The organism is Chitinophaga cymbidii, assembly GCF_007992715.1.
Classification (GTDB): Bacteria; Bacteroidota; Bacteroidia; order Chitinophagales; family Chitinophagaceae; genus Chitinophaga; species Chitinophaga cymbidii.
Genome location: NZ_BKAU01000002.1, coordinates 552069 through 576385, shown reverse-complemented (window position 1 = coordinate 576385; position 24317 = coordinate 552069). Strand labels below are relative to the sequence as shown.

Here is a 24317-nt window from a genome sequence, read left to right as displayed (position 1 = left end):
ATTCAAATCGCCAGGTCTGCCGAGAGAAAATAATGGTCGCTCGGGTATTTTCCGTTTACGGTATCTTTTATGATCCTGCCGGCGAGCGCCTTTACAGGACCTTTGTAAAAAATAAAATCGATCTTTCCCTTGTTAATGCCCTTCGCATAGTTCGCGCCTTCAAATGCGTGCGCGGTATATCCGGGGTCTTTATCACCATGAACGGCGGCATAACTGTCCGTCCATGCTGCGGCTCTTACCGGTTCAAATACGCGGCCGGATGCGCGTGAATTGAAATCGCCTGCCAGCAGCTGGGGGAAATCAGGCTGATATTGATTGCATTCTTCCACGACCATTTTTGCCTGCTGCAATTTGGCTTCCGCCGACACATGATCGAGATGCAGGTTGATGACGCGGAATTCCTTACCTGTTTTCCGTTCCCGCAAACGTATCCAGTTAGCGTGACGGGCGCGCGCGGTGCCCCATGACATGCTGCCGGCTACCAGCGGCGTTTCGGACAACCAGTAGCAACCGCCGGCCAGCAGCTCGTAACGTTCCGTGGAAAAGAGCACAGGGTTCTTGGCGATGCCGTGATAGCCGGCAAGGTGCGCATCCATTTCAGGACCATCGAACCCGAACAGGCAGTGCTTCGGAAAGGCTTTCCTGATATCTTCGGCCTGCACTTTCAGCACTTCCTGGAAACAAACGATATCCGGCCGTTGCTCTTTGATGATCTTTATACACATCTCTTTCCGGTCTGGCCAGCCAACGCCTTTCACTTCATCTTCAGGGAGCGCCACGCGGATGTTGCAGGAAAGTACACGGTGGGAAGCGGGCACCGCCGGTGCAGCGGACCAGGCCAGCTCCGGAAGAAAGGGCAGCAGGGAGGCTGCCCCTAATCCTTTTATAAAGCCCCTGCGGGGCAATTGGTTTACTGTCATAACAAGAAAGAATAAACGGCAGCTACCTGTTTATAAAAATGCGAAACAACAGATGTTCTGCTGAAAAAACGATGGTGCTTGCTTCGAAGCCGGATAATAACCTAGCTATTTACAACTGAAGCAACCGGCGTGCGGAGATACGCCCCTTTCGCCAGCAATTCCTGCTGCAATTTCGATACATTGATATCCGCAGGCTGTACACCTTCCTGCACCGCCATCTTCGCGGCCCGGCCGGCCGCTTCGCCCATCGCCATGCATGGCGCCATTACGCGGATGGCGGACATCGCTTCATGTGTGGCAGAAATGCAGCGGCCCGCAACGATCAGGTTTTTAACTTTCTGCGGGATGAGCGAGCGGTAGGGAATGTCGTAGCAGTCACCGCACCATTCCAGCGTACAGCCGCCGCCCTGCGGATGGTGGATGTCCAGCGGATAGCTGGCGACGGCGATGGCATCGTCAAAATGACGGCAGCTCATGATATCTTCGCGCGTCATGGTGTAGTGTCCGTTGATGCGCCTTGTTTCACGAATGCCGAGGAACGGAGCGGTCTTCAGAAAGTACGCCTGCTCAAAGCCCGGCACGTATGTTGTCAGGTAACGCTGAATGTCGTATATCTGCCTGCGGCCTTCTATCTCTCCGTGGGTAAGGCTTTCGGGGTCCGTACCGTTCACGCCGTTCACCCGCGTCATGTTCACCCATACTTCACCCTTACGAAGACCGGTGATGAGGATCGTTCTTTCCGTAGTAAGCGTAAGGCCGGCAGCCTGCGCCTGCTGCACCAGGTTACGCATGCCCACGAGCACGAACTGGTTGTTCTGCCCGAAATACTCCGCGGGAATAAAATCCGTCAGGTAAGTTCTCGGTTCCTGCGCTACGCTGAGGCGCAGCTTTTCGGTGTCTACGCCACCAAGACAAAACATTAACGTTGGCGGCTGTACGCCGTTCTGTTCATTGCCGTATTCGCAGGGAACACCGCTCCTGTAAGCTACGTCGGCATCGCCGGAACAATCGATGATCACCTTTGCGAGGATGGCTTCACGGCCGGCCTTGCTTTCGATGATGATGCCTTTCAGCTCATCTCCTTCCATCACAACACCGGCGCAGAATGCATAGAAGAGTACTTCCACCTTGCTTTCCACGAGCGCTTCCAGCGCGACTGTTTTCACACTTTCCGGCTCCACCAGTGTGAGGCTCATGTGCAGGGGACAAGGGCGGTGCTCGCTGGCGGCGTTGCGTTCTTTCAGTTTGTCGATCAGCTTTTGCGGAAGCCCTTTGATGATCTGGTTGCCTTTTTGCCCGAGGAAACCGAGGATGGGCAGGCCGATGGTCATGTTTCCGCCAACAAAGCTCCTGCTTTCTACCAGCATTACTTTTGCGCCGTCTTCCGCCGCTGCCTGCGCCGCGATAATGCCCGAGGGGCCGCCACCCACTACCAGCATGTCCACCTGCGCACGCACGGGTATCGTCTTCGCCGGTTCGGTAATAACATCATGATGATTGTTCATACAAGTATGTAGTTAATGTAAAGACTTATTTTTCTCCGGATGCTCCCTCCGCACCATCGTCCATAATACCAGCGCTGCCAGCGGGTGCATGACGGACATCAACATAAATATCTTTTCCGCACCGAGGCTGCCGATCACCTGCCCTACGAAGTAGTTGAACAGTACTGCCCCGAGCGCTCCGAATCCCCCGGCGATGCCCAGTACGCTTGCTACGTTCTGCACGGGAAACGCTTCCGCCACCACCACGCTCACCGTGAACAGCCAGCTAAGCGCCATCACGGCCACAAGACTGAACACGATCAAAGTGCCGGTAACACCCGGGAGATAGGTTACCAGCATGCACAACGGCGCCAGTGCAGCCATCACCGTTAGCATGACCTTGCGCGCGCGCAAAGGCTGCATGCCCATGCGCACCATTCTGTCCGACCACGCGGAAGTGCCGATGCTGCCCAGATCCGCCACCAGGAAAGGTATCCAGCCCACCATACCTACCTGCGCAAGACTAAGCCCCGACCCTTCCTGCAAATAACCCGGCAGCCAGAACAGGCAGAAATACCAGACGGGATCGCTGAAAAAACGTATTAAAAGAATGCCCCAGAGGCTTTTTATGGTCCACAATCCCCACCAGCTAAAAGCTGCCGTGCCGGCAGAAGTTTCCGTAGCCTCAGGGGTTATGCCGGGAGGAGGATCACGGTATACGGCTTTCCATAAGATGGCGATCAGCAAGCCCGTCATCCCGCAAACGAAAAATGCTGTTTTCCAGTTGAACGATAAGGTGAGCCAGGCGATCAGCGGCGGCGCAATGATAGCGCCGATAGAGCTGCCGGCTACACATAAACTGTTTGCCGTGGCGCGCACGCGGCCGGAAAACCAGATGGTAACGGTTTTCAGTTGCGCGGGAAAATTGGCGGGCTCCGCTACGCCCAGCATACCACGAAAGAACCCGAACTGCCCGACAGTCCTTGAAAGTCCGCCGCCAATGCTGGCAACGGACCACACAATGATGCTGTAGAACATCACCTTTCCCGCACCGAATTTATCCACGAGCCACCCGGAAACCGGGTACATCACGGCATAACAGATCGTGAAAATATTTACGATCCATGCGTATCCGCTGTCATCCAGGCTGAACTCACGTTTCAGCAAAGGTTTCAGGATCGACACCATCTGCCGGTCCACATAATTGAACACGATCGCTAAAAATATGACCGCCACAATGAACCAGCGGCGTTTTTCATCGAACCATCCGCCGTTTTGCTGTTCTTCCATCTATATCCTGATTCCGTTCAACAGTAAATTCATCGAATAATTCCCTGCGCGGGGGAAGATGTTCCGCGACCGGCGGGCGGGCGCTTTTCTCTCCGGCCGAAATTCCGGTAAAAGCTCCGGCAGCGTTTCCGGCAGGCACCGGAAGCAGGCGAACAAGGTATGGGGAATCCATGCGTGTTTCTTCATAACGTTTTTCTTGTTTCGTGGTGGCAAAGCTGTGGAATCTTACCGATCCAAATTTAAGAAAATTAAATATTATTAAGCTAATTTAAACATATTTAAAGCATATAAAAGTAAAATAGGTCGATTTTCAGGGCTAACATTATTATTTTGTAAGTCTTTTTAAATGACGGTACTTTTATGCCGACGATATGAAGACAATTACCCAAAGGCACGAATTCATTCTGAAGAAATTAAAGCAAAAAGGAAAAGTAAGCATCCCGGAGCTGGTGAAAGACATGCGGGTAAGCGGCGTCACGGTGCGGAAGGACCTGAAGCTGCTGGAGGAAAAGAACCTGCTGTTCCGCATCCGCGGCGGCGTTTCCATCACCAGCCCTTACACCGTCGAAAGGCCCATCAATCAGAAAGAACGCATCAGGTCGGAAGAAAAGAAAAAGATCGCCCGGGCGGCGCTGCGCCTCATCGGGCAGAATGATTCCGTTATCATCGGGTCCGGCACCACGGTCTTTGAGCTGGCCCGCTGCCTTTCTCCCCAAAAAAGGATCACCGTAATCACGCCCGCGCTGAAAGTATCCCTGGAATTATGCAACCGCGCCAATGTGGAAATCCTGCAACTCGGCGGGCTCATCCACCGCAATTCGTCTTCATCTTCCGGCGACCTTACAGAGATGGTACTCGACGGCCTTTCCTGCGGCCTGCTGTTCCTCGGTGCCGACGGCATCGACGCGAAGCACGGGCTTTCCATCACCAATATGTCTGAAGCCAGCCTGAACCGGAAAATGATGAGCGTATCTCAAACCGTGGCCGTGCTGGCGGACAGCTCCAAGTTCGGGCGCCGCGGCGTTGGCCGGATCTGCCATCTCGGCGAAGTGGATTATATCATTACGGACGCGGGCGTTGACCCCGGCATGGTGAAAGAGATCGAACAAAGCGGCGTTCAGGTCATCATTGCAGACTGAATGAACGGATTACCTTGAGTTACAGCCTTTCCGGCCAAACCGGGGATCTTGCTGCAGCGGCTGCCTGTTTCAGGAATACTTCGCCACCACATCATAGAACCTGTCCCGGTAACCTTCACTGATGGGAATGGACTGATTGGCGATCATCACCGTATTCTTTTCCACAGAGTTGATCTTGTTCATCGCCACGAGGTATGAGCGGTGCACGCGGATGAACTTGTCTTTCGGTAAACGGCTCTCGAACGCTTTCAGGCTTTTCAGCGTAAGCACAGGCTGGTGTTGTGTATAGATCTTGATATAGTCTTTCAGCGCTTCAATGTAAAGGATATCTTCAAGATTGATCTTGATGATCTTGTATTCTGTTTTTACGAAGATGTAGTCATTATCCGCCTGGCTTTTCGGCTGCGAAACGGACATGTATTCATGCGCCTTGGTGACGGCGCGGATAAAACGCTCGAATGGTATAGGCTTGAGCAGGTAATCCACCACATCCAGGTTAAAACCGTCCAGCGCATATTCCTCGTGCGCCGTGGTGAAGATCACCATCGGCGGATGCTTCAGCGATTTGAGGAACTGAATGCCGGTAATATCGGGCATTTTGATATCAAGGAAGATCAGGTCCACCGTTTCTTCCTGCAAATAACGGAGCGCCAGCGCGGCATTCTCGAACGTACGGATCTGCATGGGAAAAGGCGCCCGTTTGGCAAAATCTTCGATGATCTCCAGAGCCAGCGGCTCGTCATCAAGAGCTAAACACTTCATCATGTTTCAGCGCAATTTTAAGGTCAGCAATAAATTCGTCTCCATGCTCTCTGACAGTTATGGTGTGTGCATCTGTATATAACAGGCTCAATCTTTTGAGCACATTCGTCAATCCTACGCCGCCTTTTTCTGAAACGCGCTGTTTGAATAATCTGTTGCGCACCACAAGGTGCAATACGCCCTCCGCCGAAATATCAATGCGGATGTTAATGAATGCCGGCTCTTTTATACTGATGCCATGCTTGAAGGCATTCTCCACAAATGGTATCAGCAGCATCGGCGCTATTTCAAGTCCGTTTGCGCTGCCTTCCACGGTAAACTCCACCGGCACCTGGCGCGTCATGCGCAAACGCTGTATGTCGATATAATCCTGCAGGTAGCGCAGTTCTTTTTCCAGCGCCACTTTGTCCTCATTGCTTTGATAGATCATATAACGCATGATGGTGGACAACTTCACCAGGGCATGCTCCGTTTCCGGCGACCGGCGGTGCGCCAGCGAATAGATCGTGTTCAGGCTGTTGAACAGGAAATGCGGATTGATCTGTGATTTCAGGAACTTCAGCTCCGCATTCAAATTGGCCACCTTCAAAGCTTCCCGCTGTTTTTCACTCTTGAACCATTCCAGCGCGATCTTGATAAAGCCGCTCATGAACAGCATCAGCAGTGCGAATACGGCTGATTTGCGCAACATCTCCGGGAAAAAGAAACGCCGTAAAAAGATCGAATCCTCCAGGGGATGCGCGGCTATCGCTGTTTCACCGAATGAATCCCGCAGCACCCTGATCCTCGGCCGCTGATTCCGCCAGTCTGCAAACAACCTTTTCCTCCAAGAAAAAATATGCTGCGTCAGCATGCTGTCTTCCTTCGCCATCGCCGCGGAGTCGGACAACACCGCCATATCCCGTTGAAGCATGGCAATATCCCTTTCCGGTAACGCGGGAGGATCGGAGAATGTTACAAGTCCCGTAGCCGGTGTGGAGATCGAAAAATGCGCCGGCCGCGAAAAAAGCGCCCGGCCGCCCGCCGCCAGCTTTACCCGCTGGAAAGGGCCGCTCTTTTCCATCATCGCGGTCATGAATTTATATTCCACCACCGCCTGCTGCAAGGCAATAAAAACGATCAGCAGCAACACATACATGATGTAGATACCGATCCGCTTCAGCGTAAAGAACCGTGGTATCAGCACGTATACGTTCAGGTAAAATATACCGATGAGAAATAACGTGTTGATCGCTTCCTTAATATAGAAGGAATGATCCTGCACCTGGATGCGGTAAACAAAGAAAGGAAACAGGAAAAGACAGAGCCATGCGATCAGATGCATGGAGATAATCACAAGCTTGTTCCTGAATATATTCCTGATATTGAGCATAGGTGCTAATCGGCGGTAAACATACATCAGAAGACTCTTAAACAAGTGTTAAAAGAACCTTCCAACTATTAAGCAAGTGTTAAAGTTGAATGCGCAGACTGTCCAGCTCACGGCGGGTAACAGCAGGAGAAAGCTTATGCCGGATCTTGTAGACCACCAGCGATCCCACCCGCATGGCATCTTCCTTATTGCGGAACGGCTGATATCCCGGGATGGCGGGAATGCAGTCCTGGTGGATGAACGGCTTGTTATCTATCGTGATCTGATAACCCCATCCGTATAGGGTCTGGACCGGCGCCAGCCGGAGCAGTTGCTTTTCCCTGCCGGAAAAAACGGTCAGCAATACCAACCCTGCTGCCAGCGGCGTAGTCCATATCACGAAGCGACGGAATCGTTTAGTCATTTTCATCATATGCTGCAAGCGGATCAAACTGGTAAAGATCATCGAGCGGAAGCGAGGAAGTACGGCCCGCGCAAACGTAAGCCTTGCCGCCCAGTACGAAAGCCACCGCCGCGGTGCGGGCGGGCCCTTCGAAGTCGGTGCGCCGGGTCCAGGTATCATCTACCGCGTTGTATTCCCACGTTTGTAAAGACAGGCCGCCTTTCGTGCCGGTGGCTACATAGCCTTTGTTGTTCAGCACGAAGCCAACGGCTCCGCTGCGCGGAACATCATAGTCGTTATCAAAATCTTCATCCGTGGCATCGGAGATCTTCCGTTTCTCCGTCCATATATCCGTATCGGGATTGTATTCCCACATGTCATTCTTCAGCTCGCTGTTGTTGGTACCGGTACAGATGTAAGCCCTTTCGCCGATCACGAAAGCCACGGCATCCGTTCGTTTGGCGCCGCCGAAGGTATTCTTGCTGGTCCATTTGTCCGCTGCCGGATCATACATCCATACATCTTTCAACGCGCCGCCGTCGTTACCGCATGCAATGTACCCTTTACCTTTCAGTACAAAGCTCACGGCATCTTTCCGGGAAAGATCGATGGACGGATTCGGATCCACGAGGCGGGCTTTCTCTACCCACTGGCCGGTAGCGGGAGAATAGGCCCAGAAATCGTTCAGCTCGTTATAGCGATCGAAACCCGTGCCCACATACGCAATGTTGTCGATCACAAAAGCCACCGCGCTGCTCCGCGCCGCGGCAGCGGCAGGCAGTTCAGCGATCTGCGTGATCCATCCGCCATTGTTGGCGTACTTCCAGAAGTCACGCCGGTAATCCGTTCCGTCAAACCCTGTTCCTACATAAGCCGTGTCGTTGATCACAAAAGCGACTGCTTCTGAACGGGGTTTGCCCGCCAGCTCGGATCTCTCAATCCAGTTTCCGATGAAATCATCATCATCATCGTTATTGGAACATGCAGCCAGCAGGCCCGCCAGTATCCAACAATAGTGTCTTGCATTCTGCATACAATTGTTTTTTTTGTCACCGCCAAAATTATCCGGGTAACTGTTAGGGTTAATATAAAATAGACGGACAGGGCTTGCAGCAGGATGAATATCGCTTTTTAATCGGCCAATAAGCGATTTTATGCTTTTAGCGAAAAATGGCCCTGATCAGCCTTAAAATGGCAACTAACGATGTGATCTATCAGCTCATCGATAAAAAGATGGAATTGGCATATTACGCCACACCGGGCAAAACCTTCGTGATTATCATTGCGCATCTATGCAAGTACAAAACCATTGCTTCATGTTCAGGACGATGCTTGTTGCAGCCACAGCCCTCCTGCTGTTCTCTGCCTGTGAAAAAAGCGGATTCAGTTACGATAATTCAACGAATGAGGAAGATGTGCAGTATACTTTACTGGATACCTTCACTATCCAGATGCGCACCGTGCAGCTCGATTCCATTCCTACATCCGGTACGGCCACTGCGCTGACCGGCGGGTATATGGACCCTGTCTTCGGTAGGCTGGACGCCGGCACCTATTTCAGGATCTCGCTGCCGCCGGAACGTGAAGTAGACATTCGCGCGGAATACGATTCCATAGAACTCATCATGCGGCCGAACGGCTACTGGTATGGCGATACGCTTGTGCCGCAGCAGTTCCGGGTGTACAAGCTGGCGCAAAAGCTGGAACTGCCGACGGACTATTACCGGCTGTTCAGTCACCAGCAATTCACAATAGAGAACATGCCCTGGGCGGATACCAGCATGATCGTCCGTCCCGTTCTGGGAGAGCAATTGCATATCCGCCTGAGCGATGTAAAAGGGCGGGAGCTGTTCGACATGCTGCGGAACAAGGTGCAGGAAGTTTCAACAGAAGATCATTTTGCGGAATATTTTAAGGGGATGGCGGTGCGCGGCAACAACAACCGCGCGGTGTTCGGCTTCCAGGCCATGGATACCAGCCTGTACATCCGCCTGCATTATCATATCAGCACTACGGAAGTGGAAGAGAAATATTTCGATTTTAAAATGACGAATGCGGAACTGCAATTCAATGAAATACAATCAGACCGCTCCGGCACTCCGCTGGAATCCCTCACCACCGGGCCCGCCGGCCTGCCCACCACCTCCACCGCCAGCCAGGCTTATGTGCAAAGCATTACCCGCACCGTTGCACGGATGGACTTCCCCGGCATTCCCGCATTGCAGGAGCTGGGCAAATACGGCCGGATCATGCGCGCGGAACTCGTGCTCAGGCCCGTTCTCGGCACCTATTCGGATTATGCGATGCCGCCGATGATGACGCTTTGCCCGGCGGACAACCTGCATTACGTAGCGCAGGGCGACACGCTGCTCAGCGAATACGGCACCCAGTACGGCAACATGCAGGTGGATTTCCTCAACCCGGAAAACACCGCGTATGTATATGACGTAACGGAATACTGCCGCGCGCTGTCTGATATGAACACCTATACCTACCGGGGCCTGCTTTTCATTCCCAATAACGGTGACTACTATACGACATTTAACAGGCTGGTGATCGGCGACGGGGAAAATACCAAATACCGCGCGCAGCTGAAAGTCTATTATCTCTTATACAAATAATCCGGTGTGATGCGAATATTTACCATAGGATGCTGTTTATTGCTGGCCGCCGGACAGGTGCAGGCGCAGAAAGGCGTTAATTCACTTTATTCTTCATACGGTATCGGCGACCTCGAGGAAAGGGACTACAGCCGTAACTTCGGCGTGGGCAGCTCCGGCATCGCGCGCGGCTCCAGCAGTTTCCTGAACGAGCTGAACCCCGCTTCCTACGGTCGGTTGCCGATGGAAACATTTTTCTTTGAAGCGTCGCTCGCGGCCAAGAGCCTTCAGTACAACGGCACCAATCTTAACCAGAATGCGGGCGACATTAATTTCAAACGGTTTGCGATCGGCTTCAAAGCCAGCAAAATGTGGGGCATCGGCGTGGGCCTCATGCCTTACAGCCGGGTGGATTACAAGCTGCTGAACACCCGCTACGTGGAAGGCACCAACCAGGGCACCCGCAACGCCATTGAAGGCACCGGCGGCCTGAACCGCCTGTATTTCTCCAATGCGCTCCAACTCACGAAAAATTTCTCTGTTGGCCTTTCATCCGCATTGTTGTTCGGCCCCATATCGCGGGTAGACAGCCTTGGCAGCACCGGCGCCGCCACAGATGTGTACGCGGAGCAGAAGCAGTTCATGCATAATTTCAACTTCACTACCGGCATGCAATACGCCGGAAAGCTCGGGCAATGGGTGATCGGCGCGGGCGCCACTTACCGCTTTGAAACAAAGCTCACCACGCAGGAGGATTTCTACATCCGGTTTACGGATGAAACGGTGCTGTTCGAAGAAAAGCTGAAGTCCAAAAACTTCACCCTGCCGGAGCAGATCGGCGGCGGGCTTTCGCTGACCAACGGGCACATCACCTGGCTGGCGGACTACCGCCGGCAGAACTGGAAAGGCGTGAACAAGGACGTGGGAGATTATACATTCGTTAATTCAAACCGCTATTCCGGCGGCATGGAATATACCTTTCAGAAGTTCCAGTATAACAAACAGGTGGAAGGGCTGATCGTGCAGGCAGGCATCAATTACCATACGGCGTACATGCAGATCAAGAATGAGCCGGTGCGGGACTTTGGCGTGACGGTGGGTGCTTCCCTGCCCAGCAGAACAGGTCATCTGCGCTACTACCTGGGGCTGGAAGCGGGGCAGCGGGGCACTTCTTCAAAAGGGCTCATACAGGAGAACTTCGTGAACGTAGTGCTGCACCTTTCCCTGCGGGACAACTGGTTCTATAAACTCAAGGAATTATAAAACAACGCGGCAGGTAAACCGGAGGATCAGACTTGCACTGATAAACCTTTATACATTCTCACCCCAAAACTGATCTTCCTTTTACCTGCCGCGTTCTTCATGAAACACAACAAGCAAAAGGCCCGGCACGAGCAGCAGCATACAAATAACGGCAATTATCAACAACAGCATATTCATTGATTTTGATGTTTCCAGCGGCGGTGCGTCCACAGCCAGTAAGGCGGATCATGCAGGATGTCCCGCTCCAGGTGCGCCGCAAAAGACCGCATGATCTCATGCGTGGCAGGCTCCTCCGTCAGCAATGAAAAAGACACTTCCCATCTCCGCAGCTGTTCATTTTTTTTCACGGTCGTATACAACACCACTGCATCCGCTGCCTTCGCCAGCTTTTCCGCACCCGCGAACAGGCTGGTAGGCTGGTGCAGGAAATCCACTTTACATTTTGCGCCGGGGGGCGGCGACTGGTCCGCAATGAAAATATACACGTTGGGCTGATCCCGGTGCAGCAGCATATGGCGCGCCACCTGCCCCGCCGGCAGCAGCTTCATCCCGAAGCGGGTGCGGACGTGGTACATCAGCGAATCAAAATATCCGCTGGAAAGCGGCTTGTATACAGCGTATACATCCACCGGAAAAAATTGCGGCAACACGTTCAGGCATTCCCAGTTCCCGTAATGCCCGAGCATCAGCACAACATTTCTTTGATGCCAGTATGCGGCCGGCAGTTCGGGATTGACGATATGCAGGTGGCGCTTCAGCCGTTTTGCCGGCGTTACCATCAAAGCGGTGATCTCCAGGAAAAGCCCGCTGAAATGCCGGTAGAATTTTATAGCGATCGCTTTGATTTCCGCATAGGATTTTCCGGGCAGTGAGCGGGATAAATTCTGCAGCACTACGTTGTAGCGGTAGTTGAACACCCGGAACAGGAGGGTGAATATCAGCTGCTGCAAACCCTTCCGCATGAAATACGGCAGCAGGTTCAGCAAACCGGCGACAGCGAGAACAGGCGTTAGCGCGAGGTGTTTCAGGTTCATGCTGCAATTTCCATTGCGCTTTTGTTTCGCAGTTGTATAATCGGGATTATATTTTTTTGGCGGGCATAGGGGTAGCTGCCGCCAATTCCGTTATTGTTTATATGAGCGTAGTGATCACCAACGATTCGCGGGAAGTGCTGTTCAGGGAGGAGCGGATCGTAAAGCTGTCCACCGCGGACATCCGCAACGTGCGGCTGGCGCGGGACATCATCCTGCAAGACATCCGCAACCCGCCTACCCTGCCGGCGCTCGCCATCCGCGCGGGATTGAACGAGTTCAAGCTGAAAGCGGGCTTCCGGCAGGTGTTCGCCAATTCTGTTTTTGGTTACCTGAGCGATCACCGGCTGGAACTGGCGAAGCAGGATGTATTGGAAGGAGATAAATCATTAACGGATATCGCGTACGAAACAGGATATGCTTCATTGTCGCATTTCAGTCATTCGTTCAAGAAGAAATTCGGGGTCAGCCCGGTGAAGATGCGTTGAGCAGCTGGCGGAACCACTGGCCGGAGGCTTTCACCGTACGCTGCTGCGTTTCAAAATCCACATGCACCAGCCCGAACTTTGCGCGGTAACCTTCGGCCCATTCAAAATTATCGGTCAGCGTCCACACAAAATAACCTGTAACGGGAACGCCCGCACGTTTTGCGTGCAGCACCGATTCGAGATACTCGCGGAAGTATTGTATGCGTGATTCGTCCTCCACCCTTCCGTTGAGCAATTGATCATCGAACGCCGCGCCGCTTTCCGTAACGATCAGCTCCTTTACACCGTCATATGCCGCGAACTGCCGCAGGATATTGTACATGCCGTTCCCGCTGATCTCCCAGCCCAGCGATGTAAGCGGCACATTGCGATAACGCGCCTTCACTTCAGACACCTGCACATACGGCATAAAAGCATTGTACCGCACCACCAGCGGAAAATAGTTCTGTATCCCGATGAAATCAAAATCAAACGCCAGCTTGTCCCAATCCCGCCATAACGCATAACGCCGCTCGATGCGCTGCAGCAGCGGAAACGCATCCACCGGATATCCCAGTCCCAGTGCGGGCTCAATAAAAAGGCGGTTGAACAGCGCATCGGCGCGCCTGGCAGCCTGCTGGTCATTGTTATTCTGTGTGTAGGGAATGATATGCGAGCAGGAATAGGTAGTGCCGATCCTCGCCTGCGGTACTTCCGCCCGCAGCACACGCCCACCGGCGGCCTGCGCCATCGTTACGTGATGCACGGCGGGCAGGAAATAGGACAGCCCGAATTTCCCCGGCGCATGCACACCGAGCATATAGCCCAGCGACGTAAACCCGAAAGGCTCGTTCAGCACGATCCAGTTCTTCACTTTGTGGCCGTACGCGCGGGCGCAGAGGGTTGCGAAATCCTCGAACGCATGCACCGTGCCGCGGTGGCACCATCCGCCCTTTTGTTCCAGCGCCAGCGGGAGATCCCAGTGGTACAGCGTCACATAAGGCTCCAGGCCGGCTTCGAGGCAGGCGTCTATCACTTTGTGGTAAAAGTCGATGCCGGTCTGGTTCACGCGGCCGGCGCCGTCCGGCAGGATGCGCGGCCAGGAAAGGGAGAAACGGAAAACATCAAAGCCCATTTGCTTCGCCAGCCGGATATCTTCGAGGTAAAGGCTGTAAAAATCACAGGCCGTGCAGGCATGCGTGCTGTCTTTGATCTTGCCTTTGCGGCGCGTGAAAGCGTCCCAGATAGAAAGCCCCTTGCCGTCCGCATCAAACGCGCCTTCGTTCTGAAAAGCGGAGATCACCACGCCCCATTTGAAATCAGTGCCAAAGTCGCTACGGCTGAAAGACATGTTGAATTGATGATTAGAGATCAAAATACGTATAATATGGCCGCTTCGGGCAGTGGCGGCCGCATTTCCGCATTAATTTAACAATTTGACAATCCGGGCTTGCGGCATTGATTTCACGATCCTGCGATGTAAATTTGTGCAGTATGATGAAGCTTTACTCCACCGTTATTGGAATTTCCCTGCTCGCGGCCTGCCATACGGCCGCTCCGGAACAGCAACAGGTAGCCGTACCGCCTGTTATAGCGCAACTGAACCCGATGGTCCTCATTCCGGGGGGTGAATATGAAATGGGGGCGGACGACAATACCGGCATGCCGGATGAATATCCGCGGCATGCGGTGAAGATCGATTCTTTCTGGATCGATGAGCATGAGGTGACCAACGCGGAATTCAGGGCGTTCGTAAAAGCTACGGGCTACATCACAACGGCGGAAAGGCCGATCAGTAAAGAAGAATATATGCGCAGCCTGCCGCCGGGCTCCCCGGAACCGGACAGCTCCATGCTGTTGCCGGGCTCACTGGTGTTCACGCCTACCGATCATGCGGTGGACCTGAACAATGTGGGGCAGTGGTGGCGTTTTGAGCTGGGGGCGGACTGGCAGCACCCCGAAGGGCCGGGCAGCGATATCAACGGAAAAGATCAATTTCCTGTCATACATGTTTCCTGGGAAGATGCGCAGGCTTACGCCAAATGGGCGGGCAAGCGGCTGCCCACAGAAGCCGAATGGGAGTTTGCGGCCAGGGGAAACCTGAAGGGGCAACCCTTTCCCTGGGGTACGGAGCTTCCGCAGGTGGGCAAAGCCAAAGCCAATATATGGAGCGGGCATTTCCCTTATGAAAACACGGAATCGGATGGATTTTATAACATCGCGCCGGTGAAATCCTTCGCGGCCAACGGTTACAAGCTGTACGACATGTCCGGCAACGTTTGGGAGTGGACGGCGGACTGGTACGCCAGCAACTACTATAACGAAGTGCAGCCCGGCGCCGCCAACCCCGGAGGCCCGGATACGCCTTATGATCCGGCGGACCCCAACTCGCCCAAGCGTGTGATCCGCGGCGGCTCTTTTATGTGCAGCGATGAATATTGCCGGGGGTACCGGGTTTCCGCGCGGATGAAAACGACGCCGGAATCAGGTTTGTCGAACCTCGGGTTCCGCTGCGCCAGGAGCGTCCGCTAATACTTATTTCTTCACAATTTTGGAAGATATCCTGGCTTTGTCTTTCGCGAGCACGAGGTAATAAACGCCCGCGGGGAAACGGCCCAGATCGATCTGCCCGTTGTAATTGCCCGTGAGGCCGTTGATGGATTTGCGGTATACCGGCTTGCCGCTGGCATCCGTTACTTCAATGTAACCCTTATCCACCTTGTCCTTCAGCTGGAATGAAACGTTCACGGTGCCGCTGGTCGGGTTCGGGTAGGTTTTGAATTCGCTGATCGTGGCGGCGGCTTTTTTGGCCATTACGTCTTCCAGGCTGATGTTTTCCACCTTTACACCGTTGACCGTTTTAGCGCTGAGGTCCGGCGCGGGCTTACCATCCAGTGAAATGTTCTCCACTTTCACCTGTGAACCGGGCTTGCCTTCTACCGTTGTGGCAGCTTCTTTCGAGCCGTAACCTACTACTACCACACCTTTCAGCGAACGTGTGCCGTCTTCGCTCACCGCTCCGAAATCAACATCGTCCTTATCTTTTTTTCCATATCCCACTACGGTCACTTCCTGCAGCGCGGGGTTCTTTTCTTTTGCTTTGGCTTTGGTGGAGATCAGGATCACGCCGTTGGCTGCTTTTGTGCCGTAAATAGCGGTGGCGGACTGATCCTTGAGCACGGTGATGGATTGTATGGTATTAGGATCGATATCTTCCAGCAATACACCGTTCAGATTTCTTTCCATCACCTTTCCATCCACCAGGATCAGGGGCTGCTTTGAAGTATCACCACTCATCCCGCCTATCCTGATCTTCGCCGGTTCACCACCGAAAGTGGTAGCTACAGGGGCGGATTCAGCCTGCGGCGCGGCGGATATTTCTTCGTTGATCTTCTCCGTGGTGATAACGATGCCGGATGCTTTTCCTTTGAGCGCGGGTTTCTTTTCCTCCACAACAACGGGAGCTTTAGCCGGCGGGGCGATAGTATCCACCGGCTTTTCTATGATCGCTTCCTTCACTTCCTGTACCGCTTCTTGCACAACGGTACCCGCTTTGGTAAAGTTCAGGGATAAAAGAACGCCGCACACGATGCAACCCAGAATGGCGTAACGGGTAATATGAAAGCGTGATGATCTTTGCTTGTTCATCATTTTGATGCGGTTTTTAAGATGAGAGAAATTAAAGTTGTTGGCAATGCCGGCGGCGAACTGCGCCGCGCTTACCTGCACAAGGCTGTACTGGTACGCCTTCCGGTCTACGCCGGTGCGGAGCATGGTACGGTCCGTCAGGAACTCGAGGTTTTCCTTCACCGCCGTTTTCATCAGCCATGCGCCGGGATTGAACCAGTAGAACACCTGGTTCAGCTCGCTCATCAGCACATCTGCAGAGTGCCATTCCCTTACGTGAATGGACTCGTGCTGCAGAATGGCTTTTAACTCATCGGGGCCATGTAACGATGGATTCACGTATATATGGCGGAAGAAAGAGAACGGGTTCATGGAGGCACGCATCAGCCGCACCCGGCGGTCCAGGATATTGGCGGAGCTTGTTTTCCGGTGCAGGAACAGCAGGGAAACCAGCTGAACGCCCAGGCGCACCGCCATCACGGCCACACCGGCCCAGAACATCCATTCCATGAAGGTCCAGATGCTGAAAGGCTCCGGCTGCGCCGCCTGCTGCCATGCGTTGAAATCCGGCAGATAAATAACGGCCTGCTGCGCCAGCGTTTCATGACGGTTCACAAAATCATTCACGTCCACCAGCGGGAAAAGGGAGGAAAAAACGATGCCGGACAACAGGAAGTACCGGTTGAGGGTATAAAAGGTCAATCTGCGCAAGCCCAGGCGGTAAGCCAGGTAGAACATGCAAAGCGCAATATTTGCTTTGATCAGGTATAAAATCAGTTCAGACATGCCTCGGTTGTTTACGCCATGAATCTTATTTCTTGTTCTCGATCATGTTGATGATCTCTTTCAGCTCATCCGGACTGATCTTCTTGTCCTTTGCGAAAAAGGTGACCAGCTCCTTGTAGGAATTCTCGAAGTAGTCCTTCACGAACCCGTTCATGAACTTCTTTTTGTATTCGCCCTCTCCGATGGTTGGCGTATATTCATAAACGTTACCAATCTTCTTTGCGTCCACATACCCCTTCTTCTCCAGGTTTTTAATAGTGGACGCCAGTGTGGTGTAAGGAGGCGCCGGGGCGGCGTGCGCTTCCAGGAAATCCTTCACGAAGCCTTTTCCGGCTTTCCATATCGCCTGCATGGCTGCTTCTTCCTGTTTGGTAAGTTTTTCCATATAAAAAGGATTGAAATTGATATCAGCGTTTATAGTTCAGCGGCAGCATTTCCGCCATTTTTTCCCATCCCCAGTATTGTTCGTACAGCACGTTGACGGGCGATTCCAGTATGCCGTTCATGTCCAGCGGCACTTCCGGTTCCAGGATGCTCATCACCGAAAGCTGGTCGCCCGGTTTGGCTTTGCTGCCTTCACCGAGGTAATCCCTGCCCTCCTTTTCTTTCGTGTAGGTGACGTGCAGGTAGTCGTGGAAATGAAGCACATAGCCGCTGTCCGTTTTCCGGTAGATGCTGTCGTACGGCAGGATGGCGGTGTACAGGTAGCTGACGTGCCGGGAGAACAGGCCGGGCTTCAGCACCTTTGCGCTGTCGTTTCCCGCCGGCGGCTCAAAATCTTTGCTCCGCTCCTTTCTCACCAGCTTCCGCACTTCGAATCCGTCTTCCTGTAAACGGTGATGAACAAGACTGTTAAAGAACTGAGTGGAGGAGCCGTTCCAGGCTTTCTCTCTGGCGGCCAGCCATTTTTTCTCCTGCCTTTTGTTCTTCGGCCGCATCGGTTCGAACAGGGGATTACCATAATAAATGGAATAGCCTGTTCTGAAGTTTATGTCGAAATTGATCAGCAGGAACCTGATCTTATACCCGAGCGCCTTGTTCTCGATGATGATGAAATCGTCGGAAGCGGCGCTAAGCCTGTTACTGACCATGTTGTACTGCAGATCGATGATCTCGTCGTTCAGGATCGTGCATTGTCTGGCGTTATTGCTCTTGCCGAGGAATGTTTCCCTGAACACCTTCATCCACCTGTCACGCTCGGCATTCCTTTTCACCACCACTTCTTTCAGCTGACCGGCTTTTGGTTTGAGCGTGGCCGTTACGCCGCTGATGTCTTTATCTACCGTGAGCGGTATCAAAAGCGGCTCATAACCAAGATAGGAAACGATCAGCTCATATTTGCCGGAGGGCACCTGCTGTATGGAAAAATCGCCCTGCTCCGTGGTGCGGTCGCCGATGGTCGTCTGGTTGAGGAACACGCTGGCGAATGGCAGCGGTTTTCCCTTTTCATCCTGCACTTTTCCGGTGATGCGGAAAGTTGACTGCGCGACGACTGGTGACGTACAAATCAATATCCAGGCAAATAATCCAACTACATGCTTCATAATACGAACCTATCGTAAATCTACGAATTATTCGTAGAACGACAAATATTTTTGGAGGATTTTTCAGGAATGATAGGAAATTACCCCTGTTCTCCTTCTGCTCTCCTTGTCTTCTCCTTGTGTTCTCCTTGTCTTGGGGTTGTGGTGGCGGGATTTGGTAAAATAATATTAAAAAAGGGCCGACCGGTATGTTGGTCAGCCCTGGTTATCTTGATGCAAATTTTATTTGAACAGCTCTGCCAGCTTGCTTTCGAGCGCTTCGCCGCGGAGGTTTTTCGCTACGATCTTGCCTTCGGGGTCCAGCAGGAGGTTCTGCGGGATGGCGCGGATGCCGTACATTTTGCCCACTTCGTTGGCCCAGCCTTTCAGGTCGGACACCTGCGTCCATTCCAGTTCATCCTTGGAAATGGCGTCCACCCATTTTTCCTTGTTATCGTCGAAGGAAACGCCCAGTACGGTGAAGCCTTTGTCTTTATAAGTATTGAAAGCTTTCACCACGTTGGGGTTTTCCGCGCGGCAGGGGCCGCACCAGCTTGCCCAGAAGTCTACCAGCACGTACTTGCCGCGGAAGGAAGCGAGGCTTACGGATTTGCCGGCGGGATCGTTCTGGCTGAACTCGATGGCGGGGTTGCCCACTCTTACTTTCTTCGCGATTTCGAGGCGTTCTTCGAACTGTTGGCCAGACGGCGTTTTACGTACGTCTTTGGACAGCTTTTTGAACAGCGGGTCGATCTTTTCGGGATCCAGGTCGTAACCTGCCACCTGTGAAAGCACGTACACGCCGAGCGCGGATTTGGAATGATCTTCCAGATACTTGTTCAGCACGGCTTTGCGGCTGGCTTCCAGCTCTTCAAAGCGGGATTCCAGTTTCTTCATACCGGCTTCGTCTTTTGCTTCACGGAGCTTGCGGTATTCCTTATTCAGGTCGTTGCTTTGTTTGTAAAGCGGATCCAGCAAGGCATTCAACTGGTTGTAATCTTCCTGCGCGGCAGTGCCGGTGGCCTTTCCTTTTTCACCCAGTTCGTCTACCGTGATCGTGGTGGTGCCGGGCGCCAGGAAAACAGCCGCTACTTCGGCCTTGCCGTACATATTGGTTTCGGATTTGGGAACATCCGCCACCAGCTGTACCTGCATGGGTTCGGGCACGGTCCCTTTAAAAACGAATTTACCATCCACCGTCATGGCGGTGTCTGTCACCGTTTTACCGTCTTTCCTGTATCTGAGGGTTATTTTGGCGGGAGCGTCCTGCTTTGCAATGGTGCCCTGGATGGTGTAGGGCTTCTCCTTTGCCTTCTTTTGTGCGGTTAGCACAACGGGGCACAACAGCGCCGCTGCAAGGATCAATTTCTTCATGCTTGGTTATGTTTATGATTTTAACTCTGACAAATTTGCTTTATCGCGCGGGGAAAAGCAACTTCAAAATGATAAGCGGTTACTGCAAGATTGCTGCCAGTTTTTGTTCCAGGGCTTTGCCTCTCAGGTTGGTGGCGATCACCTTGCCCTTCGGGTCGATGAGGAAGTTCTGCGGAATGCCGCGTACGCCGTAGAGCTGCGCTGCTTCATTGCCCCAGCCTTTCAGGTCGGAAACCTGCGTCCATACCAGCCCGTCCTGCTCAATAGCCTCCAGCCAGTCACCACGGCTTTTGTCGAGCGACACACCAAGTATGGTAAAATTTTTATCTTTAAACTGGTGGTAAGCGGCTACCACGTTGGGATTTTCCATCCTGCAGGGACCGCACCAGCTGGCCCAGAAATCGATGAGCACGTATTTGCCGCGGAAAGAGGACAGCTTTACCAGCTTGCCCTGCGGATCTTTCTGTTCAAATTCAATGGCTTCGCCGGATGCTTTGGTGGACTGCTCCATGGCGGCTACCTGCGCGGCCACGCTTTTGCCAAGGCGGCTGTTCTTCACCCCGGGGTCCAGCCCCTTGAACAGCTCTATGAACTGCTCTTCCGTCAACCTGCTTTTCAGCTCATTCATCAATAAAAACAGGCTGGCATGCGCTTTCGGATGATCCTTGATGAACGTAAGGCCGGTCATCAGCACTTCCTTTTCAAATGCCTGCGCTTTCTGCCGGAAGGCTTCTTTTCCCGCTTCGTCGTCACCCTCTATGCCGGCCGCTTCCATATTGAGTTTCATGGCTTTCTGGATCACGGACTGGTAGGCAAGATGATACTCCTGCATCCATTGCGTCTGCTGGCCGGCCTGCACGGCGGCTACCGGAAAATGCTGTTTTTCGCCTTCCACCTCCACCAGCGGCTGCTCGGCGAGGAAGAGCATGGGCGCGGGCAAGCCTTCGAGCAGCAACGCGAACATATCGTCTTTTCCCGGTTTATGTTTTGTGGTAAACGAGAATTCCCCCTCATCGAACAATTGCACCGTATCCCTGGTTTGTCCATCTTCACTCAGGAACACGAGGTGCAGGCTGTCTGCCCCGCTGATCTTTCCTTTCACGGTAAATTGCGCGCTGGTTGCGATGGCCGCTGCCATGCAAAGCACAAGGAGCGTTACGTTTTTCATTTATGCCGGTCTTTTAAAATGGTCACTACATCCTCCAGCGTAAAGCCTTTGGCCTGCAGCAGTATCAAATAGTGAAACAGCAGGTCCGCTGATTCATTCAAAAAGAGTTCATCGTTATCATCTTTTGCTTCAATCACCACTTCCACGGCTTCCTCTCCTACCTTTTGCGCTATTTTATTGATGCCTTTGGCGAAGAGGGACGCGGTGTACGATTTCTCCGTGGGATTGCTTTTACGGTCGCGGATCACCTGTTCCAGGGAATGCAGGAAAGCCGTTGCTTCCTTGTTCTTTTCTCCCCAGCAGGTGTCTGTGCCGGTGTGGCAAACAGGCCCTACGGGATGTACCTTAAAAAGCAGCGTATCACCGTCACAATCCACAGCCGTATGCTGCAAGTGCAGGAAATTACCGCTCTCTTCTCCTTTTGTCCACAGCCTGTTCTTTGAACGGCTGAAAAAAGTCACCTTTCCTTCCGCGAGCGTTTTGTCCAGCGCTTCACGGTTCATGTATCCGAGCATCAGCACCTTGTTGGTGATGGCGTCCTGGATGATGGCGGGCACTAGCCCGTCCGGTGACTTGGAAAAATCTACCTGCATCTATATTATGATTAAATATAATAAAACAATTTGTAAAGTTACGCCTAAAACCTGATCTGGATGCCTCTGTGGTAGAGGTAATTCTTCAGGTCCGGTATTTCCATTTCCTTGTAGTGGAAAATGCTGGCGGCGAGGGCTGCGTCCGCATGCGCAAATTCAAATACATCGGCAAAATGCTCCATGGTGCCGGCGCCGCCGGAGGCGATAACGGGCACGTTCAGGTTTTCGGACAGCCGGCCGGTGATGTCCAGCGCGAAGCCCTGCTTTGTTCCGTCGTTATTCATGGAGGTGAGCAGTATCTCGCCCGCACCGCGGTCTACCGCTTCTTTGGCCCAGTCTTCCGTGCGGGTATCTGTTTTTACGCGGCCGCCGTTGAGGTATACGAACCAGTCGCCGTCCTCAAACCGTGTATCGATAGCCAGCACTATGCACTGGCTGCCGAATTCGCGGGAAAGGTCGTTGAGCAGCTGCGGGCTCCGGAAGGCGGCCGTGTTTACGGATACTTTGTCTGCACCGGCGTTAAGCAGCACATTCACGTCTTCCACGGAAGAGATGCCGCCGCCGACGGTGAAGGGGATGTTCACATGCCGCGCGATGCGGGTCACCAGTTCGGAGAGTGTTTTCCTGCGCTCGTTGGTAGCGGTGATGTCCAGGAACACCAGTTCGTCCGCGCCCTGTTGCGCATAGAGCGCTCCCAGTTCGATGGGGTCGCCGGCATCGCGGATGTTCTCGAAATTGACGCCTTTCACCGTGCGTCCGTCCTTGATATCCAGGCAGGGTATGATGCGTTTTGTAAGCATTATATAAATTTCTTTAATTCCGCTAATGTGATGCGTCCTTCGTAGATCGCTTTGCCGATGATCACGCCGGCGAGGCCGGCGGCCTGCAGCTCTTCTACATCTTCGATACGGCTGACGCCACCGCTGGCGGTCAGCTGTATGCCGGGCAGCTTTTCAATGATCTTGCGGTACAGCTCTGTGGACGCGCCCTGCAACAATCCGTCCTTCGCAATGTCCGTACAGAATACCTGCGTAACGCCCTTTTCCATATTGGCCTGCAGGAAATCGAAGACGCTCAGCTCCGTGGTTTCCAGCCATCCGCCTACCGCAATTTTTTCTTCCTTGACATCCGCGCCGAGAAACATTTTGTCTGCCCCGTATTCTCCCAGCCAGCGGAAAAACAGATCGGGCTGCTTGACGGCTACGCTGCCGATGGTAGCCATGGCGGCGCCGCTTTCAAACACGATGGCTACGTCCTTATCACTTTTGATGCCGCCGCCAAAATCAATGACCATCCCGGTTTTCCCGGCGATGGTTTCGAGCACTTTCCAGTTCACCACAGCGCCTTTTTTGGCGCCGTCGAGGTCCACCAGGTGGAGCCGTTGAATGCCGCTGGCCTCAAATTCCTTCGCTACTTCGAGCGGATGTTCGTTATATACTTTTTTCTGGCTGTAATCGCCCTGCGTGAGGCGTACGCATTTCCCGTCTATGATATCGATAGCGGGAATGATGCTGAAACTTGCAGCTGTCTTTGGTTCCAGGCTGATCTCCATTTTATAGAATGCAATATCGTCTTTGTAAAATATGTCGCTGGTGCGTGTGAAGCCCAGCTGTAAATAAAAAGTTTCGGCGGAATCCCGGGCGTTGCACCAAAGCGTCCGGACGTTGTGGCGGAGGCAAACATTGCTGATGTGCTGCATCATCCGTTTGCCATATCCTTTGCCGCGGCAATGCGCGGCGGTGGCCAGTTTACGGAACTGTGCGGATGCGCCGCTGATGAACAGGGAAACGACCGTTACCAGCTCTCTCCCTTCATATAATCCGAAATGCAGGCCGTCATCGTCATGATCTACCCGTACCTGTTCCAGCTGCCAGTGCGGATATAATACGTCCCTGCGCAGGTGCAGGGTGTCTTCCGTAGTGATATTTCTAATGGATACGCTCACAGTTTCAGGAAACTTTCAATCAGGTTTTGCCCTGCGTCCGCGGATTTCTCCGGGTGGAACTGCACGGCGTAAAAATTATCTTTCTGCAGCGCGGCGCTGTAGTTGATCACGTAATTGGCGATGGCGGTGGTTTCCGGCCCCAGCGCGGCGTAGTAGCTGTGCACAAAGTACATGTAGGAGTTCTCCGGCACATGCTCGAAGATGACGCTGTGCAGGCCGGCGATGTTGTTCCAGCCGATCTGCGGGATCTTCAGCAGGTTGTCTACCGGCGATTCGAATTTCTTCACCGGCAGGTCGAAAATGCCGATGCAGTCCGTATCGTTCTCTTCGGAATGTTTGCATAACAGCTGCATGCCGAGGCAGATGCCGAGCACGGGCTGTTTGAGGTCGCGGATGAGCTGGTCCAGCTTCCTTTCCCGGAGGTAGTTCATGGCGGTGCTGGCTTCTCCCACGCCGGGGAAGATGACTTTGTCCGCCGCCAGCAGTTCTTCCGGGTCGTCGGTGACCGTGGCCTGCATGCCCAGGCGTTCCAGGGCGAAGAGCACGGAGCGGATGTTGCCGGCGTTGTATTTGATGATGGCTGTTTTCATA

23 protein-coding genes are annotated in these 24317 nt (G+C 53.2%); 5 read left to right on the top strand and 18 right to left on the bottom strand.

All coding sequences use genetic code 11. From position 1 onward, the window contains the following. Positions 1 to 2: 2 nt before the first annotated feature. The 3 genes from CCY01nite_RS13570 to CCY01nite_RS13560 form a co-directional block, all read right to left on the bottom strand. Positions 3 to 920 (bottom strand): endonuclease/exonuclease/phosphatase family protein, encoded by a 918-nt coding sequence (locus tag CCY01nite_RS13570; protein ID WP_146862414.1) that lies wholly within the window; start codon positions 918 to 920, stop codon positions 3 to 5. Between the two features lie 101 nt (positions 921 to 1021). Beyond that, positions 1022 to 2425, bottom strand: a complete 1404-nt coding sequence (locus tag CCY01nite_RS13565; protein ID WP_146862412.1) for an FAD-dependent oxidoreductase — start codon at positions 2423 to 2425, stop codon at positions 1022 to 1024. Between the two features lie 12 nt (positions 2426 to 2437). Continuing rightward, a complete protein-coding gene (locus CCY01nite_RS13560; RefSeq protein ID WP_146862410.1) occupies positions 2438 to 3694 on the bottom strand; it encodes an MFS transporter in 1257 nt (418 codons plus the stop codon). 371 nt (positions 3695 to 4065) lie between these two features. On the opposite strand from CCY01nite_RS13560, the gene CCY01nite_RS13555 reads away from it, so the two are divergent. Beyond that, the gene (locus CCY01nite_RS13555) at positions 4066 to 4833 is read left to right on the top strand and encodes a DeoR/GlpR family DNA-binding transcription regulator (RefSeq protein ID WP_146862408.1); all 768 of its coding nucleotides are present in this window, start codon (positions 4066 to 4068) and stop codon (positions 4831 to 4833) included. A gap of 69 nt (positions 4834 to 4902) precedes the next feature. On the opposite strand, the gene CCY01nite_RS13550 is transcribed toward CCY01nite_RS13555, so the two are convergent. From CCY01nite_RS13550 to CCY01nite_RS13535, 4 genes are all read right to left on the bottom strand, one after another. Continuing rightward, positions 4903 to 5598, bottom strand: a complete 696-nt coding sequence (locus tag CCY01nite_RS13550; protein WP_146862406.1) for a LytR/AlgR family response regulator transcription factor — start codon at positions 5596 to 5598, stop codon at positions 4903 to 4905. Continuing rightward, positions 5576 to 6919 carry a sensor histidine kinase gene (locus CCY01nite_RS13545; protein WP_186831043.1) on the bottom strand — a complete coding sequence of 448 codons (1344 nt, stop codon included), beginning with the start codon at positions 6917 to 6919 and terminating at the stop codon, positions 5576 to 5578. Before CCY01nite_RS13545 ends, CCY01nite_RS13550 begins: the two co-directional genes overlap by 23 nt. 127 nt (positions 6920 to 7046) lie before the next feature. Further along, positions 7047 to 7370, bottom strand: a complete 324-nt coding sequence (locus tag CCY01nite_RS13540; RefSeq protein WP_186831042.1) for a DUF4907 domain-containing protein — start codon at positions 7368 to 7370, stop codon at positions 7047 to 7049. Next, positions 7363 to 8382 (bottom strand): Kelch repeat-containing protein, encoded by a 1020-nt coding sequence (locus CCY01nite_RS13535; RefSeq protein WP_146862400.1) that lies wholly within the window; start codon positions 8380 to 8382, stop codon positions 7363 to 7365. The genes CCY01nite_RS13540 and CCY01nite_RS13535 overlap by 8 nt, the downstream gene beginning before the upstream one ends. 283 nt (positions 8383 to 8665) lie before the next feature. Here CCY01nite_RS13535 and CCY01nite_RS13530 point away from each other — a divergent pair, with 283 nt between their 5' ends. After that, positions 8666 to 9970: a DUF4270 family protein gene (locus CCY01nite_RS13530; RefSeq protein WP_186831041.1), complete on the top strand. Its 1305-nt coding sequence runs from the start codon at positions 8666 to 8668 to the stop codon at positions 9968 to 9970. 9 nt (positions 9971 to 9979) lie between these two features. Beyond that, entirely contained in the window at positions 9980 to 11212 is a 1233-nt protein-coding gene (bamG, locus tag CCY01nite_RS13525) for a BamG family beta-barrel-assembly machinery protein (RefSeq protein ID WP_146862395.1), read from the top strand. Between the two features lie 173 nt (positions 11213 to 11385). Here the strand turns inward: bamG and CCY01nite_RS13520 are convergent, their stop codons facing one another. Beyond that, on the bottom strand, positions 11386 to 12246 hold the full coding sequence (locus CCY01nite_RS13520) for a lysophospholipid acyltransferase family protein (protein ID WP_146862392.1): 861 nt from the start codon (positions 12244 to 12246) through the stop codon (positions 11386 to 11388). 101 nt (positions 12247 to 12347) lie between these two features. Between CCY01nite_RS13520 and CCY01nite_RS13515 the strand changes: the two genes are divergently transcribed. Beyond that, positions 12348 to 12731 (top strand): helix-turn-helix transcriptional regulator, encoded by a 384-nt coding sequence (locus CCY01nite_RS13515; RefSeq protein ID WP_146862389.1) that lies wholly within the window; start codon positions 12348 to 12350, stop codon positions 12729 to 12731. Here the strand turns inward: CCY01nite_RS13515 and CCY01nite_RS13510 are convergent. Continuing rightward, a complete protein-coding gene (locus tag CCY01nite_RS13510; protein ID WP_146862386.1) occupies positions 12709 to 14061 on the bottom strand; it encodes a GH1 family beta-glucosidase in 1353 nt (450 codons plus the stop codon). The genes CCY01nite_RS13515 and CCY01nite_RS13510 overlap by 23 nt on opposite strands. Positions 14062 to 14204: 143 nt before the next feature. Between CCY01nite_RS13510 and CCY01nite_RS13505 the strand changes: the two genes are divergently transcribed. Next, positions 14205 to 15242 (top strand): formylglycine-generating enzyme family protein, encoded by a 1038-nt coding sequence (locus CCY01nite_RS13505; RefSeq protein WP_146862383.1) that lies wholly within the window; start codon positions 14205 to 14207, stop codon positions 15240 to 15242. A 3-nt stretch (positions 15243 to 15245) separates the two neighbouring features. On the opposite strand, the gene CCY01nite_RS13500 is transcribed toward CCY01nite_RS13505, so the two are convergent. The 9 genes from CCY01nite_RS13500 to hisH all read right to left on the bottom strand — a co-directional run bounded on the left by CCY01nite_RS13500 (position 15246) and on the right by hisH (position 24316). After that, positions 15246 to 17123, bottom strand: a complete 1878-nt coding sequence (locus tag CCY01nite_RS13500; protein ID WP_146862380.1) for a T9SS type A sorting domain-containing protein — start codon at positions 17121 to 17123, stop codon at positions 15246 to 15248. A gap of 25 nt (positions 17124 to 17148) precedes the next feature. Further along, positions 17149 to 17508 (bottom strand): BlaI/MecI/CopY family transcriptional regulator, encoded by a 360-nt coding sequence (locus CCY01nite_RS13495; protein ID WP_146862377.1) that lies wholly within the window; start codon positions 17506 to 17508, stop codon positions 17149 to 17151. A gap of 22 nt (positions 17509 to 17530) precedes the next feature. Beyond that, positions 17531 to 18667, bottom strand: coding sequence for a carboxypeptidase-like regulatory domain-containing protein (locus CCY01nite_RS13490; RefSeq protein ID WP_146862375.1), 1137 nt, complete (start codon positions 18665 to 18667; stop codon positions 17531 to 17533). A 222-nt stretch (positions 18668 to 18889) separates the two neighbouring features. Beyond that, positions 18890 to 20020, bottom strand: a complete 1131-nt coding sequence (locus CCY01nite_RS13485) for a TlpA disulfide reductase family protein (RefSeq protein ID WP_146862372.1) — start codon at positions 20018 to 20020, stop codon at positions 18890 to 18892. Between the two features lie 79 nt (positions 20021 to 20099). Next, a complete protein-coding gene (locus CCY01nite_RS13480) occupies positions 20100 to 21188 on the bottom strand; it encodes a TlpA disulfide reductase family protein (RefSeq protein WP_146862369.1) in 1089 nt (362 codons plus the stop codon). Beyond that, on the bottom strand, positions 21185 to 21781 hold the full coding sequence (gene hisIE / locus CCY01nite_RS13475) for a bifunctional phosphoribosyl-AMP cyclohydrolase/phosphoribosyl-ATP diphosphatase HisIE (protein WP_146862366.1): 597 nt from the start codon (positions 21779 to 21781) through the stop codon (positions 21185 to 21187). Before hisIE ends, CCY01nite_RS13480 begins: the two co-directional genes overlap by 4 nt. 44 nt (positions 21782 to 21825) lie before the next feature. Continuing rightward, on the bottom strand, positions 21826 to 22581 hold the full coding sequence (gene hisF / locus CCY01nite_RS13470) for an imidazole glycerol phosphate synthase subunit HisF (RefSeq protein ID WP_146862363.1): 756 nt from the start codon (positions 22579 to 22581) through the stop codon (positions 21826 to 21828). Then, entirely contained in the window at positions 22581 to 23726 is a 1146-nt protein-coding gene (gene hisA, locus CCY01nite_RS13465) for a 1-(5-phosphoribosyl)-5-[(5-phosphoribosylamino)methylideneamino]imidazole-4-carboxamide isomerase (protein WP_146862361.1), read from the bottom strand. The genes hisF and hisA overlap by 1 nt, the downstream gene beginning before the upstream one ends. Continuing rightward, complete coding sequence (gene hisH / locus CCY01nite_RS13460; protein WP_146862358.1) at positions 23723 to 24316, bottom strand: imidazole glycerol phosphate synthase subunit HisH; 594 nt, start codon at positions 24314 to 24316, stop codon at positions 23723 to 23725. The genes hisA and hisH overlap by 4 nt, the downstream gene beginning before the upstream one ends. Position 24317 lies beyond the last annotated feature (1 nt).